Raw genomic sequence first — 18,357 nt, 5'->3', positions numbered from 1 at the left:
TCTGTCCGCTCGACTTGCATGTATTAGGCACGCCGCCAGCGTTCGTCCTGAGCCAGGATCAAACTCTCCGAAAAAGTACAAAACCGAAGTTTTGTTTTTCGTCAGCGTTTGACTGACTACCTATGATGTATCATAGGATTTTTTATAAAAACTCGAATTAACAGGTACGTTTTGTCTTGTTTAGTTTTCAAAGAACTTGTTTACCGCTTCAGAAGCGACTAGAACATCATACCATATTCAAATTGTTAATGTCAACAACTTTTTGTCATAATGTTTTTTCGTTTCTTCGTCATCAGCGACGTATATTAATTTACCACCATACAGGATCAAAGTCAACAATATTTCTCATTAAATAATAAATTTTTCAATTACGACTAAAGCTGCTACGCCTGGGATGCCCAATAAACCACTGATTCCACTCGTTACAGGATTAATAGAGACATGTAATCCTAGACTCTCCCCAAATAGATTAAGGCAAAATAAAAAAAGAGCACCTGCCACAAACTTTACTCCGATCAGCCCTAACCACTTAAAGGGGTTCGCTTGAACACCTGACATAAACAACAATAGTACAGCTAGCAAAATTGACCCGATCACAATAACAGGTTCCATAATCCTCTCATCTCCTCTTCATATGAATAGTACAAGCATATGAGAGGACTATGTAAAATAGACCTGCTATCTCCAGTTGTTTAAACGTAAATTCCTCTTTTTCGCTTCTCTTAGATAGAAAAAGTACTTCGCTTGAGCAAGCTTTAATTCGAATAGAATGTCCGGTGAAGGCTCAACGCTATTTGCGACAAGCTTTTTTTGTCTGTTCCATTCTTCCTTTTGCTTAAAAAGCTGTTGAATTAATTTCTCATCGAATTCTTTTCGAATTGATTTTCTGCGAAGAAAACCCATGTACCGTACTTCTCCTTCCTACATCTCACGTCTGCCCTCTAGAGCTTTAGACAGTGTAACTTCATCCGCATACTCTAAGTCCCCACCTACTGGAAGTCCGTGAGCAATGCGTGAGAGTTTAATTCCTGATGGTTTCAACAATCTAGAGATATACATGGCTGTAGCCTCTCCTTCAATGTTTGGATTGGTTGCAAGGATCACCTCTGTCACTTGATCGTCTTGCAATCTTTTTAACAGGTCAGGAATTTTAATATCCTCTGGGCCAATTCCGTCCATCGGCGAAATGGCACCATGAAGCACATGGTATAAGCCGTTGTATTCTTTCATCTTTTCCATTGCGATCACATCTTTTGGATCTTGCACTACACAGATAACAGATTGATCTCTTCTTGTATCCTCACAAATATAGCAAGGATCTTGATCTGTGATATGGCCGCATACCGAACAATAAGTTAAATTACGCTTTGCATTCACAAGCGCCTTCGCGAAATCTAGTACGACATCTTCCTGCATACTAAGAACAAAAAAAGCCAGACGGACCGCAGTTTTCGGTCCGATTCCTGGCAATTTCATAAAGCTGTCAATCAGCTTTGATATTGGTTCAGGATATTGCATCTTCAGTTATTCCTCCTAGAATAAACCTGGCATGTTCATTCCTTTTGTGAATTGACCCATTGTTTCATTTGTTAACTCATCGACTTTTTTCAATGCGTCGTTTGTTGCTGCAAGTACAAGATCTTGAAGCATATCGATATCTTCTGGATCAACAACTTCTTCATTGATTGCTACATCAACGACTTCTTTTTGTCCATTTACTTTTACAGTGACCATACCGCCACCTGCTGTACCTTCAAGGACTTTTTCTGCAAGCTCTTCTTGAGCCTTAGCCATATCCTTTTGCATTTTTTGCATTTGTTTCATCATTTTTTGCATATTTCCCATTCCACCGCGCATATGAACATCACTCTCTTTCATTTTTATTAATCTTTAATTTCAATTAAATCGGTTCCTACTAACTTCTTTGCTTCCGCAATCAATGGATCCTCTTCAGTAGAAGTTCCTTGACCATCTGCTTGTTCATCCGGCTGATGATCTCTCAAAAATTCTTCTCTTATTTTACCCCATTGAGCGTCAGGAACGCCAACTAATTCCACTCTTTTTCCCAACATAGACTCTAATAGCTGCTCAAGGTTGGTTCGAACACCACTTTTATCTTCAGCTACCATTTTACAGTGAATTTCAAACTTGAATTTTAAAACAAAGGCATGAGAAGCAGCAGCAACTGGTTCACTATCCGTTAATAGCGCAGCATGAGACACCTTATTCTGCTGTTTCAAATGGGCAAGGAGTTCTCCCCACTTGCCTTTAATTTTTTCTAGCTCTGGACGTTTTGCTTCTTTTAGAATCTCATGAATTCGGCCGACAGGTGCACGGTATCCATTTTTGTTACTCGTTTGTGGTCGAGGTGCTTCCTTTTTTTCTTGAGGATTATGAGAATGAGACATTGGCACACCCTCAGCTCTTATCCTAGATAGCTCCTGTTCCAACCTGTCTATTTTCTCCGTTAGCGCCGTTAAATCAGCGTTAGCATGAGCTTGTGTTATTCCAGTTGTAGACTGACATAGCTTGACAACAGCTACCTCAAAGAAAATCCTTGGATGATTCGTCCATTTCATTTCTTGGTGGCTTTTATTCAGCACTTCAATTGTTTCATATAGAAATTGAGGTGTCACACGATCCGAAAGCGTCACGAAATTTTCATCGACCTTTACCTTTTCAAGGACCCCCTCAAGATCTGGTGCTGTTTTATAAAGCAGCATATCTCTAAAGTAAAAGATCATGTCCTCTATTAATTTAGCAGCATCTTTCCCCTGCTGAAGTAATTCATTTAAGGTATCTAACGCCACGGCAATATTTTGATCAAAAATTGCTTCGGCTAGCTGACTAATGAAATGCTGAGAAACAGCTCCTGTAATGAGCAGCGCATCATCAATTGTCAGCTGCTCACCACTAAATGAGATCGCTTGATCTAAGAGGCTTAGTGCATCACGCATACCGCCATCAGCTGCACTAGCGATAATCTCGAGCGAGCCCTCTTGTACATTTAGGCTTTCTGCATCTACAATTTTCTTCATTCTTCCAACAATATCTTTTGTCGTAATTCGTTTAAAATCAAATCTCTGACAACGGGATATGATGGTAAGAGGAATCTTATGAGGCTCTGTGGTAGCCAAAATAAAGATACAATGAGCAGGCGGCTCCTCTAACGTTTTAAGGAGAGCATTAAATGCCCCGATAGAGAGCATATGTACTTCATCTATAATATAAACCTTATATGTAACCGCCGAAGGAGCAAATTTCACTTTATCACGTATATCACGGATTTCATCTACCCCGTTGTTTGAGGCAGCATCTATTTCAATCACATCTGAAATCGAGCCATTTGTGATCCCTTTACAGGCATCACATTCATTACAAGGTTCACTCACAGGTGATTTTTCACAGTTCACTGCCTTCGCAAAGATTTTAGCAGCACTTGTTTTACCTGTTCCTCTAGGACCTGAAAATAAGTAAGCATGAGAAAACTTCTTCTGCAAAAGGGCATTTTGCAACGTTTTTGTGATGTGTTCTTGTCCAACAACATCCTCAAAAACTTGAGGTCTGAACACTCGATACAAAGCTTGATAACTCACAAATACGCCCTCCTCCATTTATCATCATTTTCATTATACATGATGCACCGATCAATTCAAAAGCACACCTTTATTTTCTAATAAGCGAAAATGATGAATTCAACTATAGATTTTCTACTTTCTATGAATTAAAAACGTGTTTTCTAGATTTTCGAATTGACCTGCCACACCATAAAGAACATTAGTTCTCATCATGATTAATGAAAAAACAAAAGACTCTAAAAAGATTTTTTGGCTATTTGTATATACAAAGCAGCTGAGCTATTCTTTAAACAGCAACAAAAAACTCACCTAGATTAACTAGATGAGTTACATTTAATATTGATTTACCGTGCACCTTCTGTCGATTCGCTACCCCAAGCGTTACTTAAACAGTTAGCTCGGCTCAGGCAACCCTGCGGCACATGAGAGGTTTCACTTAATGCTGCTTCCTTCCGGACCTGACATGGTTCATGAATTCCCATTGCGCAGGACCCAAACGTCAACACCACTTATTTAAGGCAGACCTTGAAGTAAACGAACCTTGAGAAGGGATTCGGCCTCGCTAGAGCGGATTGCGAGTACAGGGCACCGCTACCTCCCCGCTTAGCACGGCAAAATGAATATTAAATTGTTAGTGACGCAGACATAAGTATACCTTCTTATAACCTAAATTGCAAACGACATCCATTCATTTACTTTTGGCTTGTTTCTTTCGCTGACGGAGATTTCGGAAGAACTGACTTAACAGCTCACCGCACTCATTTTCAAGTACACCACCAATGACTTCAGACTGATGATTGAACCGTTCATCATCCAGTAAATTCATTAAAGTACCTGCACATCCACCTTTTGGATCGTATGCACCGAAAACGACCTTTTTCACTCTAGAAAGGACAATCGCTCCCGCACACATAGGGCATGGTTCAAGCGTCACATAAAGTACAGCATCTTCTAAACGCCAGCTTCCAGTCGTTTTACATGCTTCATCAATAGCAAGTAATTCTGCATGTGCAATTGAACGCTGCTCTGTTTCCCTTAAATTATGAGCGCGGCTCACAATATGGTCATCAACAACGATGATGGCACCGATTGGTACTTCTCCTATTTGTTCTGCTTTTAAGGCTTCAGAAATAGCTTCTTGCATAAACTGTTCATCTCTCGTCATAGCACGGCTCTCTTTTCATGTTTTTTAAAAGGATATTGAGGTTAACATATTAGCACAATCTTTTAAAGGGGGTCTTACTTTGTCAAAGCACCAAAAGGCACTGCTTATTATCGACATGATTAATAATTTTGATTTTGAAATGGGACATGTGCTCGCTAATAAAACAGAGCAAATGACCAATAAGATTTTAGCTCTTAAAGATCATGCTTTCAAGGAAAATTGGCCAATCATCTACATCAACGACCACTACGGTCTCTGGAAGGCTGATATTCAAGCTGTGATGGAGACATGCAAAAACGAAAGAAGCAACCCTATTTTAGAGAAAATGGCACCATCTAAAGATGATTACTTCTTAATTAAACCGAAGCATTCTGCCTTCTATGGAACTGCACTAGAGACACTCTTAAATGAATTAGGTGTACAAGACATCATTTTAACTGGAATTGCAGGAAACATTTGCGTTCTGTTCACTGCAAATGACGCATACATGCGAGAATACAATCTAATTGTACCTAAAGATTGTATCGCATCAAATGACGACAGAGATAACGAATATGCTTTAACAATGATGGAGAACGTTCTACTAGCAAAAATCACCACTGCTAAAAAGATAACGAATGAAAATCAAACATGATTTATCCATAACCCTCATAAATTGTTAGCAATAACAAAGGGGGCGTTGACTATTCAAATTTATGTTGTCAAAAGAGGAGATACTTTAAACGAAATTGCCATGCGCTTTAAAACAACAGTCAATGAAATTATCCGTACCAACGATATTGAAACACCAAATCAACTCGTCATTGGACAAACAATTGTCATTCCAATTAGAGGACAATTTTATGAGGTCAAACAAAATGACACACTTTATCAAATTGGAAGACGATTTGGAATTTCAGTGGAAGAATTGGCACGTGTGAATAGAATTCGGCCTGAAGCGATACTTCCTATTCGCTTCTTGCTCTATATTCCTCAAAGACCGAAAAGGAACATTAATTCGAATGCTTACATTGAACCAAGGGGAAATCAAGTCAGTGAAAACTTAAAACAAGCAGCTAGAGAGGCCTCTCCATATTTAACCCATTTAGGCGCCTTTAGTTTCCAAGCGCAAAGAGACGGAACACTAAAAGAACCACCGTTAGATCAGCTACCTCAAATAGCCTCTCAGAGCAGAACCGTTTTATCGATGGTGGTGACAAACCTAGAGAATGATAAATTCAGTGATGAACTTGGGCGAATTCTTTTGAATAACCAATCTGTCAAAGCCACATTTTTAAATGAAATTGTTCGGGTTGCTAAAAAGTATCAATTAAAAGAAATCCATTTTGATTTTGAATATTTACGTCCCGCTGATAAAGATGCATACATTCAATTTTTAAGAGAGGCAACAACCCGCTTCCATCAAGAAGGATGGACAATATCTGTTGCACTTGCCCCTAAAACAAGTAGTCAGCAAAAGGGAAAATGGTATGAAGCTCATGACTATGAAGCCATTGGGAAGATCGTCGATCATGTTGTGTTAATGACCTATGAATGGGGATACAGCGGCGGCCCTGCTCAAGCAGTCTCTCCCATTGGACCTGTCCGCCAAGTCATTGAATATGCACTGACCGTCATGCCAGCCAATAAAATTGTTATGGGACAAAATTTATATGGCTATGATTGGACGCTTCCTTACGTCCAAGGCGGCCCAATTGCTAAAGCTGTCAGTCCTCAACAAGCGATTGCAATTGCTAGAAATAATAATGCCTCCATTCTATACGACGAAACAGCACAAGCACCTTATTTTCGTTATACAGATGCCAATAATAAAGAACATGAGGTATGGTTCGAAGACGCTAGATCTATTCAAGCAAAGTTCAACCTCATCAAAGAGCTAAACTTGAATGGAATTGCTTATTGGAAATTAGGTCTATCCTTCCCACAAAATTGGCTCTTATTATCAGATCAATTTAATATTGAAAAAAGAACGACATCGTAACCCATTCACTCTATCTCTCAGAAGGGGTATGGTACAATATACATTGGTTTGACAACTTTATAGATAGAGGAGAACGCCTATGTATCCTGCCCCTTTTATTGCAGTGGAAGGCCCAATTGGAGCCGGGAAAACAACTTTGGCTACAATGCTTGCGAAGGAATTTCAATTTCCTTTAGTAAAAGAGATTGTAGAAGAAAATCCATTCTTAGATAAATTTTATGAAGATATGGAACAATGGAGCTTTCAGCTTGAGATGTTCTTTTTATGCAATCGGTTCAAACAGTTAGAATCTATTCAAGAAAACTATGTGAATCAACAGCGGCCGATTGTCACTGATTATCATGTCTATAAAAATATGATATTTGCAGAAAGAACATTATCAAAAAAGCACATGGACAAATACAGAAAGATCTATCACCTGCTAACAGATGATCTTCCTAAACCAAATGCCATAATCTATATAAAAGCCAGCCTTCCCACCTTACTTGAAAGAATACAGATGAGAGGACGCTCTTTTGAAGAAGACATTGACCCGGCTTATTTAAAAACACTCATTGAAGATTATGAGCTGGCCATTGAACATTTAAAACAGACTGATCCAGGGCTTCCTATTATTACAATTGAAGGAGATCATACAGACTTCGTTTCCTCACAGCAAGATTACCAGCAAATTGTACAGAACATAAAGGAGCAAGTGCTATGAACAATATCGAAATACCAAAGGATGCAGTGATCACAATCGCCGGGACTGTTGGTGTCGGAAAATCAACTATGACTAAAACGATAGCGGACAAGCTAGGCTTTCAAACCTCTCTTGAAAAAGTAGATGATAACCCATACTTAGAGCCCTTTTATTCAGATTTCCAAAGATGGAGCTTCCATTTACAGGTCTATTTCCTAGCTGAGCGTTTTAAGGAGCAAAAGCGGATTTTTGAATCTGGTGGAGGATATGTGCAAGATCGTTCAATTTATGAGGACACAGGCATTTTCGCAAAAATGCATGCGGACAAAGGTACGATGTCTGAAGTAGATTATGAAACGTATACGAGTCTATTCGAGGCGATGGTGATGACACCTTACTTCCCTCACCCTGATGTTCTCATCTATTTACACGGAGATTTAGATCATATTTTGAATCGTATTGAGGAACGCGGCAGAGAGATGGAAACTCAAACTGATCGAGCCTATTGGGAAGAAATGTACACTCGATACACGGAATGGATCGAACAATTCGATTTATGCCCAGTGATTAAAATTAACATTGAAGATTACGACTTACTTCATGATGAAAGCTCACTTGATCCCATTCTTCATGAAATTGCTTCTGTGATTCAAAAAAATCGCTCTAAAACAAAATAAAAAAACCGCTGCATTTCACGAATGCAGCGGTTTGACAATTCCAATTTTTATGCTTGCGTTTCAATTCAACTAAGGTAAAAAATCAATATGGCGGAGGAAGAGGGATTCGAACCCCCGCGGGCTTTGACACCCCTGTCGGTTTTCAAGACCGATCCCTTCAGCCGGACTTGGGTATTCCTCCGTATCGACAAGAATTAATATACCATATCGTTTTATTTCAAGTCAACATCTTTTCGAAAAAAAATTCAATAAGTTATTTTGGTATGAGGATCTGCCCATAAAAAAGCAGCCATTGACGGCTGCTCTTATCTATTTCGTATCCTGTCTAATCTCTTCTATAAACTGATTCATCTCTTCTTTAAACTCATTTAATGATTCAATAATTTTCGTAAAATCTGTCACTTGTTTGGCTTGTTCATTTGTTGAGCTGCTGATTTGTGAGATGTTTTCAGACAAAGTGCCAATACTGTCTTGGATTTCTTTTAAGAAGGTATTAATGGTTTCAGCTGCTTCCTTTGAGCCATCTGATAATTTACGAACTTCATCAGCCACGACAGCAAACCCTTTTCCATTCTCGCCTGCTCTTGCTGCTTCAATTGCAGCATTTAGACCTAGCAAGTTTGTTTGTCTAGCGATCCCGCCAATGGTTTTGACGACTTCTTCAATATTTGCAGATTTCTCTTCCGCTCTTCCTGCCTGTTCGCTTATTTCTAAACTTGTGGCAGCCAGCTCTTGTGAATGCGCAGCAATTTGCTCGATTCCACCTTGGAGTTCTTTCGCTACATCATTGATATGCTCCATATAACCGCTTAATTTCTTTTCACGATGATGTGAAAATGCCACTAAAAAAGAGCCAATTACTTTTCTATCTTCATCAAAAATCGGGTAACCTTTTACAGCAATTTCATAACCATATAAAGACTCTGGTAAATGACCGTCATATTCTTGTCCTCTTAATGTCGTCGCCACGTTTTGGTCTTCTGGGTTCAATGGGTCCCCAACTTTCATGCCAAAATCAATTGTGTTAGACGGGTAGTAACAAAGCACCTTCTCTGTATCAGTGATGCCGAAAAGAATACTTTCATCTAGAACTTTTCTAATTAATTGAGCCATTTCAACATAATAGTCAAGCCTATTCAAGGTTATTCCTTCTTTCCTAGAAGCTTTTAGTCTATCTATCGGCTAAATTTAGGAAAACTGTAGGACTTTTGGTAAAAAGAAATAAGATGCCATAGCGGCATCTTATTTCATCACTTCTTTATTTCCCATATAAGGACGCAGTACTTCAGGAATAATCACTGTGCCGTCCTCTTGTTGATAGTTTTCTAAAATAGCCGCCACGGTTCTTCCTACTGCTAAACCAGATCCATTTAATGTGTGAACATGCTCTGGCTTGGCTTTAGGCTCTGGACGGAATCGAATGTTTGCACGTCTTGCTTGGAATGCTTCGAAGTTACTGCAAGAAGAAATTTCACGATACGTATTTTGGCTCGGAATCCATACTTCGATGTCGTATTTCTTCGCAGCCGTGAAGCCTAAATCTCCCGTACACATGCTCATGACACGGTATGGCAGGTTTAATAGCTGAAGGACTTTTTCTGCTTGATTTGTTAGTTTCTCTAATTCTTCATAAGAATCTTCAGGTCTGACAAATTTCACGAGCTCTACCTTATTAAATTGATGCTGACGGATGAGTCCGCGTGTATCTCTGCCGGCAGATCCAGCCTCTGATCTAAAGCAGGCACTGAATGCAGCATAATTGATTGGCAGCTGTTCACCTTCAAGGATTTCGTCACGGTGCATGTTGGTAATCGGCACTTCAGCTGTTGGAATGAGGAAATAATCTTCTTCACGGATTTTAAAGGCATCCTCTTCGAATTTTGGAAGCTGCCCAGTCCCTGTCATGCTTGCTCTGTTGACCATGTAAGGTGGGAGCACTTCAGTAAAACCAAACTCATCGACATGTAAATCGAGCATAAAGTTATATAGTGCACGCTCTAAGCGTGCGCCAAGCCCTTTATAAAAAACGAAACGGCTTCCTGTGACTTTTCCTGCGCGTTCAAAATCGAGAATGCTTAACTCATCCGCTACGTCCCAATGTGGTTTTGGCTCAAATGAGAATGTCGGCTGTTCGCCCCATTTTCTCACTTCCACGTTGTCATCTTCTGTTTCCCCAACTGGTACAGTGTCATGAGGGATATTCGGAATAGAGAAAAGGATGTGCTGCAAGCTTTCTTCTACTGTTCTTAGCTCATCATCCAGCTTCTTAATCTCATCTCCTACCTCACGCATTTCTTGAATAATGTGGTCGGCGTCTTTCTTTTCTCTTTTTAGAACGGCCACTTGCTGTGATACTTCATTTCTTCGGCTCTTTAATTCTTCTGTTTTTCCGATTAGTTCTCTTCTTTTTTGATCCAGCTCACCAAACTTATCAAAATCCGCTAAATCTTCGCCTCGGTGTGCTAATTTTTCTTTGATTTGATCAAAGTCTGTGCGCAGTTGTTTAATATCCAGCATGTGTAACACTCCTTTTTTTATCGAAAAATAAAAAGAGCCCTCATCCCATGAAAGGGACGAGAGCTCTCGCGTTGCCACCCTGATTGAAAACATGCAGAAGCATGCTTTCCTCTTTCCTCTGTAACGGTATCACCGTAAATGCTTACTTCTCGTGTTTCAGCATTTCGCTCAAGGATGGATTCAGACTGCATCTTTCACCGATTCGCACCAACCATCGGCTCTCTGAGAAAGAGGGGCTTCTTACTATTTCCCGTCAACGCTTTTTCGATCTTTGATTGTGATTTTAATGTACTATAAGTTTTATCTCTTTTCAACCGTTTTATACAGCGAGCTTCGTTTTATAGGACTTCACCATTTCAACAAACAGCTGCGTTAACCGGTGATCGTCTGTCAGCTCTGGATGAAAAGAACAGCCTAAGATATTGTTTTCTTTCGCCATCACAATCCTGCCATCATATTCAGCCATGATTTCTACGCTCTCACCTGCGCTGATGATATGAGGCGCACGGATGAACACTCCTGTAAACGGCGCATCCAGTCCTTTTACTTCTAAATCTGCTTCAAAGCTGTCTACCTGTCTGCCAAATGAATTCCGTGCAACGGATACATTTAACAATCCAAGATGAGCATCGTCTCGATCTTCTATATGCTTTGCCAGCATAATCAAACCTGCACATGTCCCGAAAATCGGTTTCCCTTCTGCAGCGAACGCTTTAATCGGTTCAATGAATTGGTACGTATCCATGAGTCTCCTCATCGTCGTGCTTTCTCCACCAGGGATAATAAGACCGTCAACGGATGCTAGCTCTTCTGCTCGTTTAATGATCTTACCTTCTGCATCGCAAGCTTCAATCGATTGAATATGCTCTCTCACGGCTCCTTGAAGCCCTAGTACACCAATTGTTAGCATGTTCGTTTGCGCTCCCTTAATTACCAGCCACGCTCTTGCATACGCTCTTCTGGCAGTAGATTTGAGATTTCAATTCCTTTCATGGCTGTTCCAAGCTCTTTTGAAAGTTCTGCAATGAGACGGTAATCTGTGAAATGAGTGGTTGCTTCAACAATCGCTTTTGCAAATTTCGCCGGATTGTCTGATTTGAAAATACCAGATCCAACAAATACACCGTCTGCTCCAAGCTGCATCATTAACGCAGCATCAGCTGGTGTCGCAACGCCTCCAGCTGCAAAGTTAACAACTGGGAGCTTGCCGTCTTTTTTGATTTGAAGCAATAACTCATAAGGTGCTCCTAGGTTCTTCGCTTCTGTCATCAGTTCATCTTCACTCATTGCGGCTACTTTACGAATCTGAGCATTGACCTTTCTCATATGACGGACAGCTTCTACAATGTTGCCTGTCCCAGGCTCCCCTTTCGTACGAAGCATAGAAGCTCCTTCTGCTATACGGCGGGTTGCCTCACCTAAGTCACGGCAACCACAGACAAAAGGTACTGTGTATTCATTTTTATTTAAATGGAATTCCTCATCTGCGGGCGTCAACACTTCACTCTCATCGATATAATCAACACCAAGTGCTTCAAGAACACGAGCCTCGACGATGTGGCCGATACGTGCTTTTGCCATGACTGGAATCGTTACTGCATTTTGTACTTCCTCTACGATTCTTGGGTCTGCCATACGGGCAACTCCGCCGGCTGCACGGATATCAGCTGGTACTCGTTCTAGTGCCATAACTGCCACCGCACCTGCTTCTTCTGCGATCTTTGCCTGTTCAGCATTGACGACATCCATAATGACGCCACCCTTTTGCATTTCTGCCATTCCACGTTTCACTCGTTCAGTTCCCTTATTGCTCACAATTGTTTCCTCCCATTTGTCAATTCGATTGATTTACCTCTTTATCATACAAGCGAGACAGTATAACAATAAAGAGAATAGTATAACAATTGAATCAGCCGGCAAAAAAGCCTAAACCCTTGTATGTAAACGATTTCTAGCTAAAAATTAGTCATTTTTTCTTTGGAGTGTGATTTACATGCTATAATGTAACTATAACAATTCAAATCCATGTATAACAATTTTGCACTCAATGGAGGTTTCTCATGCATATTGATATCCATCGACATTCTGATACATCTCTTTCAAATCAGATTTACTTTTCGATCATTGATCACATCCAATCGGGTTTACTTCAGCAGGGAGACAAGCTGCCGACTGTACGTGATTTAGCAAAGCAGCTGAATGTGAGTCTTGTCACGGCAGCAAAGGCATACACTCGGCTGAAGGACGACGGATATTTAACGACTGTGCAAGGAAAAGGGACGTTTGTGGATGAGCTGCAAAAGCAGTCAGATATTCCGGTTCCGTCATCTACCTCTTTCGATTGGCAGTTATCCATTCCCGATTATTTACCACGGTCTCAATTTGCTCAGTATCACTATGTCGAAGAAGCGATCAACCTTTCTTCCTCTATGATTGATCCAGGGCTTTTGCCAAACCGGTATTTAGAAAAAGAAATGCAGCATGTACTAGCCAGACATCCTCAAATCATGTCGAAGTATGGGGAAATTCAAGGGGATCTTCAGCTTCGGCAGGTCATTCAGTCTTTTTTAGAAAAGCTGGATGTGCCTTCTACTCCTGAGAATATCCTTGTAACAAGTGGTTCTCAGCAAGGGCTTGATCTGGTCGCACGTACGTTTATCGGTCCTGATGATGTAGTTGTCATGGAAGCACCGACTTATCCAGGCGCCATTGATGTCTTTATGGGCAGAGGGGCGAGGATTATTACAGTCCCTGTTGATCATGAAGGAATGAACATGAAGCAACTTCAAAGCATTTGTGATAAATATAAACCAAAGCTCATCTACACGATTCCTACATTTCACAGTCCGACTGGCGCCAGTATGTCAATGAAACGCAGAAAACAACTTCTCTTACTGGCTCAAAGCATTGATTGTCTCATTGTAGAGGATGATCCTTATCGTGAGCTTTATTTTGAAAAGAAGCCGCCAGCACCTATCAAAAGTCTGGATCATGATGGACACGTCATTTATTTACGAGGTTTAAGTAAAACACTGGCTCCAGGATGCAGAATTGGAATTATCACCGCATCAGGCTCGATATTTAATCGTTTATTAGCTGCAAAGGCCAATAATGATTTAGGCAGCCCTCTTCTCACACAAAAAGCCATTCTGCCGTTTCTGACTTCGAAGAAAATGATTGATCATACGAAAAAGCTGAGAACCGCCTTGAAGGTGAGACGCGATTTAATGATGGATGTATTAACGAAGCATGCACCAAAAGATGTGACGTGGCAAATTCCTCAGGGCGGGCTCAATTTATGGCTTAGCTTTCCTTCCTGGGTCGATACACGTGCACTGCTGCATGAAGCACGTAAGCAGCAAATTACCTTTCTGCCTGGCTCTGTGTGCTATCCTGGAGAACCGAAGCAAAACTATATCCGCCTCAGCTTTTCTTATGTGAATGAAAAGGCACTAACTGAAGGCGTGGAAAAGTTATGTGGTATTTTTCAGCAAGCCTTGTCCACTCCTCAAAATCATAAACAATCGCTATTCTTTTAACGATAAAAAAACTGCTCTCATGCATAGAGAGCAGTTTTTTATTAGAACCAACCTTTTACTGTGTCAACGATTCCGCCCCAAATGCCAGCGAAGAATCCTCCTACACCACGCATTGCAAGGATGAACCAGTTTGCTTTTTCATCACCTGTTTTCGTTATAAGCTCAACACCTGATTGATCTTTATTTAAATAGCCGTAGTCCTTCTCATCACCAGAATAAGAAGTCGTCAGCATGCCAACCTTCGTTCCTTTTTTAATAGGAGCTTCTAGTTTCTTTTTCTCGATATTTACTTTTGCTTTAAAGCTCTTTTCGTCGCCATTTTTTACTGGCACAGAGAAAGCTTCTTTCGTGACGACAGGTACTTCTTTGTCTTTGCCTTTATCAACTTCGATGTTTTCATGTCCTTTGATCTGTTGACCTTTTTTGTACATTTCTTTCATCGTGAAGTTTTTAAACGCATAGTCGAACAGTTTTTTCGCCACGTCGAAACGTGCTGTATGAAGATTGCCTTTTGCATTTAAGATCACTGCGATGACACGCATATCACCTTGTTTAGCGGTACCTGTGAAGCTAGAACCAGCTGAATCCGTAGAACCTGTTTTCAGACCGTCTACACCTTCATATTCCTTCACAAGTCCTTTAAGCATGAAGTTCCAGTTAGGCATGTCCATTTCATCGTCTGTGCCTTCTCTGAACTTTGTTTTCGCGATACTTGATGTTTCAAGAATTTCTGGATGGTCTTTGATGAGATGCTGTGCAAGCAATGCCATGTCTTTCGCAGATACTTCACTTTCTTCATCCGGACCTGTACCTTTTGGCTGTTTGCCATGTAAGTCTTTATTTTCTAGTCCAGTTGCATTCACGAATTTGTAGTTTGTTAAACCAAGTTCTTTCGCTTTTGCGTTCATTTTTTCAACGAACTTCGATTCTGATCCAGCAATCACTTCTGCTAAGCCAATCGCTGCTGCATTTGCCGAATAAATAGCCGTAGCTTGATAAAGTTCTTTCACTGTATACGAGCCATCTTTTCTCAAAGGAACGTTTGATAAGCTGCGGTCCTGAGAAATTTCGTATACATAATCATCTGGCGTATACGTTTGATCCCATTTCACTTTGCCTTCAGCAATCGCCTCTAGTAATAGATACTCTGTCATCATCTTTGCCATACTTGCAATAGGCAGTCTTTGTTCTGCGTTTTTACTATAAAGAATTTTACCTGTAGAAGCTTCAATTAGGATCGCTGCTTTCGCATTCACATTGAATGGATCTTCAGCTGCTTTTGCTTTGGACATTGGTGTAAATGCTGTCACAATCAATGCCAGTGCAAGGATAGAGACCATAAGCTGTTTCAACATCTTGCTGTTCAATCGTCATACCTCCGTATTCATCTTTTTTCGACGTATTTCATATATATTTAATCCACAAGGGCTTATTTCAACACAACAGTATAAATTTTATCACAATAAAGACAAAAAAAATAGACAGAGTCATAGACCCTGTCAAATGTAATTTGATTGTCACAATTTATCAAGAAATTGTGTAGTTTGGTGATTCTTTTGTAATTTGTACATCATGTGGATGACTCTCACGAAGTCCTGCACCAGTCATGCGAATGAACTGTGCATCTTCTCTAAGTGATCGTAAGTCCTGCGTTCCACAATAGCCCATACCAGAACGGATACCGCCAACTAATTGATACACTGTATCAACGACTGGTCCTTTGTATGGTGTACGACCTTCAATACCTTCTGGAACGAATTTTTTATTATCTTCTTGGAAGTAACGATCTTTACTTCCTTTTTCCATTGCAGCGACTGAACCCATACCGCGATAAACTTTGAAGCGTCTACCTTGGAAAATTTCTGTGTCTCCTGGGCTTTCAGATGTACCAGCTAGAAGGCTTCCAAGCATAACTGCATGTCCACCAGATGCTAGAGCTTTTACGATATCACCTGAATATTTAATTCCACCATCTGCAATAATAGCTTTACCATGTTTTCTTGCTTCTGTTGCACAGTCATAGATCGCTGTGATTTGTGGTACACCAACACCTGCAACAACACGTGTTGTACAAATAGATCCTGGTCCGATACCGACTTTCACAATATCTGCTCCTGCTTCAAACAATGCTTTTGTTGCTTCAGCTGTTGCCACATTACCAGCAATGATATTAAGAGAAGGATACGTTTCACGGATTTTCGATACAGTGTTTAGAACACCTTGTGAATGACCATGTGCAGTATCAATGACAACGACATCCACATTGGCTTCGACTAATTTTCTCACACGAGTCATTGTATCGCCAGTGACACCAACAGCGGCACCAACAATTAAACGGCCATGTGCATCTTTAGAGGAGTTAGGGAATTCGATCACTTTTTCAATATCTTTGATGGTGATGAGACCTTTTAACGTTCCTTCGTCATCTAAAAGAGGTAATTTTTCAATTTTATATTGCTGTAAGATTTTTTCAGCTTCTTCTAACGTCGTACCTACAGAAGCTGTCACAAGTTCCTCTTTTGTCATCACATCGCTAATCTTCATTGAATAATCCGAAATAAAACGAAGGTCACGGTTCGTAATAATACCAACAAGCTTTTGATCTTCTATGTTATTTACAATCGGTACACCTGAAATACGGTATTTACCCATTAGGTGCTCTGCATCAAATACTTGATGCTCAGGTGTTAAGAAGAATGGATTTGTAATAACGCCGCGCTCTGAGCGTTTTACTTTATCCACTTGTTCTGCTTGTTGCTCAATAGACATGTTCTTATGAATGATACCAAGACCACCTTGACGTGCCATTGCAATCGCCATTTGTGATTCCGTCACCGTGTCCATTCCTGCACTGATAATTGGAATGTTTAGTTTTAATGTGCTTGTTAACTCAACTGATAAATCGACATCACGCGGAAGTACTTCAGACTTAGCTGGAACAAGCAAAACATCGTCAAACGTCAAACCTTCTTTTGAAAATTTACTTTCCCACATTAGTAAATCCCCCTCTTTTCGGCAAAATATTATATGTAGATTATCAACTAGGAAACAGCATGTCAAGGAAGCAACAAACAGTTGCAATTTTTAGAAAATATAAAGAGAGTTGAGGAAGAAGATGAAAAGTTCAGGATGGAAGGATTTAAAACGTTTTTACTCACTCGAAACTTCCCAAAAGTTTCTATATCAACAATATGAGAAACGGGGAATTCAAGATGCAAACCAGCAATCCTATAAAAACTGTGAACGGTTTATTTACTTTTTAAAGCATGGCCATACGTTCTACGAACAGGCAGCTATCGCCCCACTAGAACTGAAGCCCATTTTATTATTTTATGGAATGGCTCAGTTGTTAAAGGCATGTTTACTGACAGTTGATCCTCACTATCCTTCTCAAACCTCTGTTTTAGCCCATGGTGTAACATCGAGAAAGAGAAAGAAACAGCACTACCGTTTTAGTGAAGATGAAGTGAAAATTCAGCGAAATGGACTATGCATGCATGTGTTAAAGCATCTATTTCATTTAAATGGTCTTGAAGATGAGCGATTTATGATGATTCATCTCCTTTCAAAGATACCTGAAATGAGTCATATTCTGGAGTTTCAAAAGCAGCCCTCGACTTTAGTTAAAGTGGAAAAGGCTAATGGGATGATGATTCAAGATCATATTCCATTGCTTTATAACATGTCTGCTGAACGCTTTATTGAATACTTTGAGTTCCATACAAGTTGGAAACTCAAACTAAGAGAAGCCAAAAAGCTGACGTTTGATGTATCTCTAGAAGAAAATCCAGCGCTCGCTACTCATCTTCATTATGATTTAGAAATGGATCAATGGTTTATTCCGTCAACTCGTGATTCATTTTTAGGGATTCCTGAGATCATCAGCCATTACTTATTAATGTATAACCTCAGTATGATTGCCCGCTACGAAACTGAATGGTGGTACGAGCTGCTGTCTCAATACATTAGTGATGATTACGTCATGATTGAACGCTACATGGAGATTGCCGAAGAGAAGTTCCCAGCTTATATCATGATGCTATTAGAAGAAAACACAAAAAAGATCAGTTCCGAATGGAACTGATCCTTAGAAAAGCTTGGCGGCGTCCTACTCTCACAGGGGGAGACCCCCAACTACCATCGGCGCTGAAGAGCTTAACTTCCGTGTTCGGTATGGGAACGGGTGTGACCTCTTCGCTATCGCCACCAAACCTGATG

17 protein-coding genes, 1 tRNA gene, 2 rRNA genes, 1 other RNA gene, 1 pseudogene and 1 other annotated feature are annotated in these 18,357 nt (G+C 40.3%); of the genes and pseudogenes, 6 read left to right on the top strand and 16 right to left on the bottom strand.

Translation table 11 applies throughout. The annotated features are described in order from the left end of the window. The 8 genes from C6W21_RS18830 to tadA all read right to left on the bottom strand — a co-directional run. Window positions 1-74, bottom strand: a 16S ribosomal RNA gene (locus C6W21_RS18830); the annotation flags it as partial. Between the two features lie 274 nt (window positions 75-348). Continuing rightward, on the bottom strand, window positions 349-612 hold the full coding sequence (locus tag C6W21_RS18825) for a pro-sigmaK processing inhibitor BofA family protein (RefSeq protein ID WP_008342006.1): 264 nt from the start codon (window positions 610-612) through the stop codon (window positions 349-351). A 66-nt stretch (window positions 613-678) separates the two neighbouring features. Then, window positions 679-903: a YaaL family protein gene (locus tag C6W21_RS18820; RefSeq protein ID WP_003218088.1), complete on the bottom strand. Its 225-nt coding sequence runs from the start codon at window positions 901-903 to the stop codon at window positions 679-681. 18 nt (window positions 904-921) lie between these two features. Further along, on the bottom strand, window positions 922-1,518 hold the full coding sequence (gene recR, locus C6W21_RS18815) for a recombination protein RecR (protein ID WP_003218094.1): 597 nt from the start codon (window positions 1,516-1,518) through the stop codon (window positions 922-924). A 15-nt stretch (window positions 1,519-1,533) separates the two neighbouring features. After that, on the bottom strand, window positions 1,534-1,857 hold the full coding sequence (locus C6W21_RS18810) for a YbaB/EbfC family nucleoid-associated protein (protein ID WP_008342011.1): 324 nt from the start codon (window positions 1,855-1,857) through the stop codon (window positions 1,534-1,536). 26 nt (window positions 1,858-1,883) lie between these two features. Next, complete coding sequence (dnaX, locus tag C6W21_RS18805; protein WP_106052461.1) at window positions 1,884-3,596, bottom strand: DNA polymerase III subunit gamma/tau; 1,713 nt, start codon at window positions 3,594-3,596, stop codon at window positions 1,884-1,886. 329 nt (window positions 3,597-3,925) lie between these two features. Then, window positions 3,926-4,190: signal recognition particle sRNA large type (gene ffs, locus C6W21_RS18800), an RNA gene on the bottom strand. Window positions 4,191-4,266: 76 nt separating this feature from the next. Further along, window positions 4,267-4,743: a tRNA adenosine(34) deaminase TadA gene (gene tadA / locus C6W21_RS18795; RefSeq protein ID WP_106052459.1), complete on the bottom strand. Its 477-nt coding sequence runs from the start codon at window positions 4,741-4,743 to the stop codon at window positions 4,267-4,269. Window positions 4,744-4,822: 79 nt separating this feature from the next. Between tadA and C6W21_RS18790 the strand changes: the two genes are divergently transcribed. From C6W21_RS18790 to C6W21_RS18775, 4 genes are all read left to right on the top strand, one after another. Further along, a complete protein-coding gene (locus tag C6W21_RS18790; protein ID WP_106052457.1) occupies window positions 4,823-5,377 on the top strand; it encodes a cysteine hydrolase family protein in 555 nt (184 codons plus the stop codon). Window positions 5,378-5,476: 99 nt separating this feature from the next. Then, window positions 5,477-6,724 carry a glycoside hydrolase family 18 protein gene (locus tag C6W21_RS18785; protein ID WP_411266048.1) on the top strand — a complete coding sequence of 416 codons (1,248 nt, stop codon included), beginning with the start codon at window positions 5,477-5,479 and terminating at the stop codon, window positions 6,722-6,724. 79 nt (window positions 6,725-6,803) lie between these two features. Continuing rightward, window positions 6,804-7,427 carry a deoxynucleoside kinase gene (locus tag C6W21_RS18780; RefSeq protein WP_106052453.1) on the top strand — a complete coding sequence of 208 codons (624 nt, stop codon included), beginning with the start codon at window positions 6,804-6,806 and terminating at the stop codon, window positions 7,425-7,427. Beyond that, window positions 7,424-8,083: a deoxynucleoside kinase gene (locus C6W21_RS18775; protein ID WP_106031974.1), complete on the top strand. Its 660-nt coding sequence runs from the start codon at window positions 7,424-7,426 to the stop codon at window positions 8,081-8,083. The genes C6W21_RS18780 and C6W21_RS18775 overlap by 4 nt, the downstream gene beginning before the upstream one ends. Before the next feature lie 88 nt (window positions 8,084-8,171). On the opposite strand, the gene C6W21_RS18770 is transcribed toward C6W21_RS18775, so the two are convergent. The 5 genes and pseudogenes from C6W21_RS18770 to pdxS form a co-directional block, all read right to left on the bottom strand. Beyond that, window positions 8,172-8,264, bottom strand: a tRNA-Ser gene (locus tag C6W21_RS18770). A gap of 128 nt (window positions 8,265-8,392) precedes the next feature. Further along, window positions 8,393-8,728: pseudogene (locus tag C6W21_RS19545) on the bottom strand (methyl-accepting chemotaxis protein); the annotation flags it as partial. A 597-nt stretch (window positions 8,729-9,325) separates the two neighbouring features. Further along, entirely contained in the window at window positions 9,326-10,600 is a 1,275-nt protein-coding gene (serS, locus tag C6W21_RS18760) for a serine--tRNA ligase (RefSeq protein WP_106052449.1), read from the bottom strand. A 49-nt stretch (window positions 10,601-10,649) separates the two neighbouring features. After that, window positions 10,650-10,866, bottom strand: a binding site (T-box leader). A 53-nt stretch (window positions 10,867-10,919) separates the two neighbouring features. Then, window positions 10,920-11,510 (bottom strand): pyridoxal 5'-phosphate synthase glutaminase subunit PdxT, encoded by a 591-nt coding sequence (pdxT, locus tag C6W21_RS18755; RefSeq protein WP_106052447.1) that lies wholly within the window; start codon window positions 11,508-11,510, stop codon window positions 10,920-10,922. 20 nt (window positions 11,511-11,530) lie between these two features. After that, entirely contained in the window at window positions 11,531-12,415 is an 885-nt protein-coding gene (gene pdxS, locus C6W21_RS18750) for a pyridoxal 5'-phosphate synthase lyase subunit PdxS (RefSeq protein ID WP_034666107.1), read from the bottom strand. Window positions 12,416-12,660: 245 nt separating this feature from the next. Here pdxS and pdxR point away from each other — a divergent pair, with 245 nt between their 5' ends. Then, window positions 12,661-14,139 (top strand): MocR-like pyridoxine biosynthesis transcription factor PdxR, encoded by a 1,479-nt coding sequence (gene pdxR / locus C6W21_RS18745; RefSeq protein ID WP_106052445.1) that lies wholly within the window; start codon window positions 12,661-12,663, stop codon window positions 14,137-14,139. A 41-nt stretch (window positions 14,140-14,180) separates the two neighbouring features. Here the strand turns inward: pdxR and C6W21_RS18740 are convergent, their stop codons facing one another. Together C6W21_RS18740 and guaB are read right to left on the bottom strand one after the other, a co-directional pair. Then, window positions 14,181-15,506: a D-alanyl-D-alanine carboxypeptidase family protein gene (locus tag C6W21_RS18740; RefSeq protein ID WP_106052443.1), complete on the bottom strand. Its 1,326-nt coding sequence runs from the start codon at window positions 15,504-15,506 to the stop codon at window positions 14,181-14,183. A 160-nt stretch (window positions 15,507-15,666) separates the two neighbouring features. Continuing rightward, entirely contained in the window at window positions 15,667-17,133 is a 1,467-nt protein-coding gene (guaB, locus tag C6W21_RS18735; protein ID WP_003218109.1) for an IMP dehydrogenase, read from the bottom strand. 121 nt (window positions 17,134-17,254) lie between these two features. Between guaB and C6W21_RS18730 the strand changes: the two genes are divergently transcribed. Then, the gene (locus C6W21_RS18730; protein ID WP_106052441.1) at window positions 17,255-18,223 is read left to right on the top strand and encodes a YaaC family protein; all 969 of its coding nucleotides are present in this window, start codon (window positions 17,255-17,257) and stop codon (window positions 18,221-18,223) included. Between the two features lie 11 nt (window positions 18,224-18,234). Here C6W21_RS18730 and rrf read toward each other — a convergent pair. Further along, a 5S ribosomal RNA gene (gene rrf / locus C6W21_RS18725) occupies window positions 18,235-18,350 on the bottom strand. Between the last annotated feature and the right edge of the window lie 7 nt (window positions 18,351-18,357).

The organism is Bacillus sp. NMCN1 (assembly GCF_002998085.1).
Lineage (GTDB): Bacteria > Bacillota > Bacilli > Bacillales > Bacillaceae > Bacillus.
Note: the sequence above shows the minus strand (reverse complement) of the source record. Positions and strands in the feature narration are given on the sequence as shown.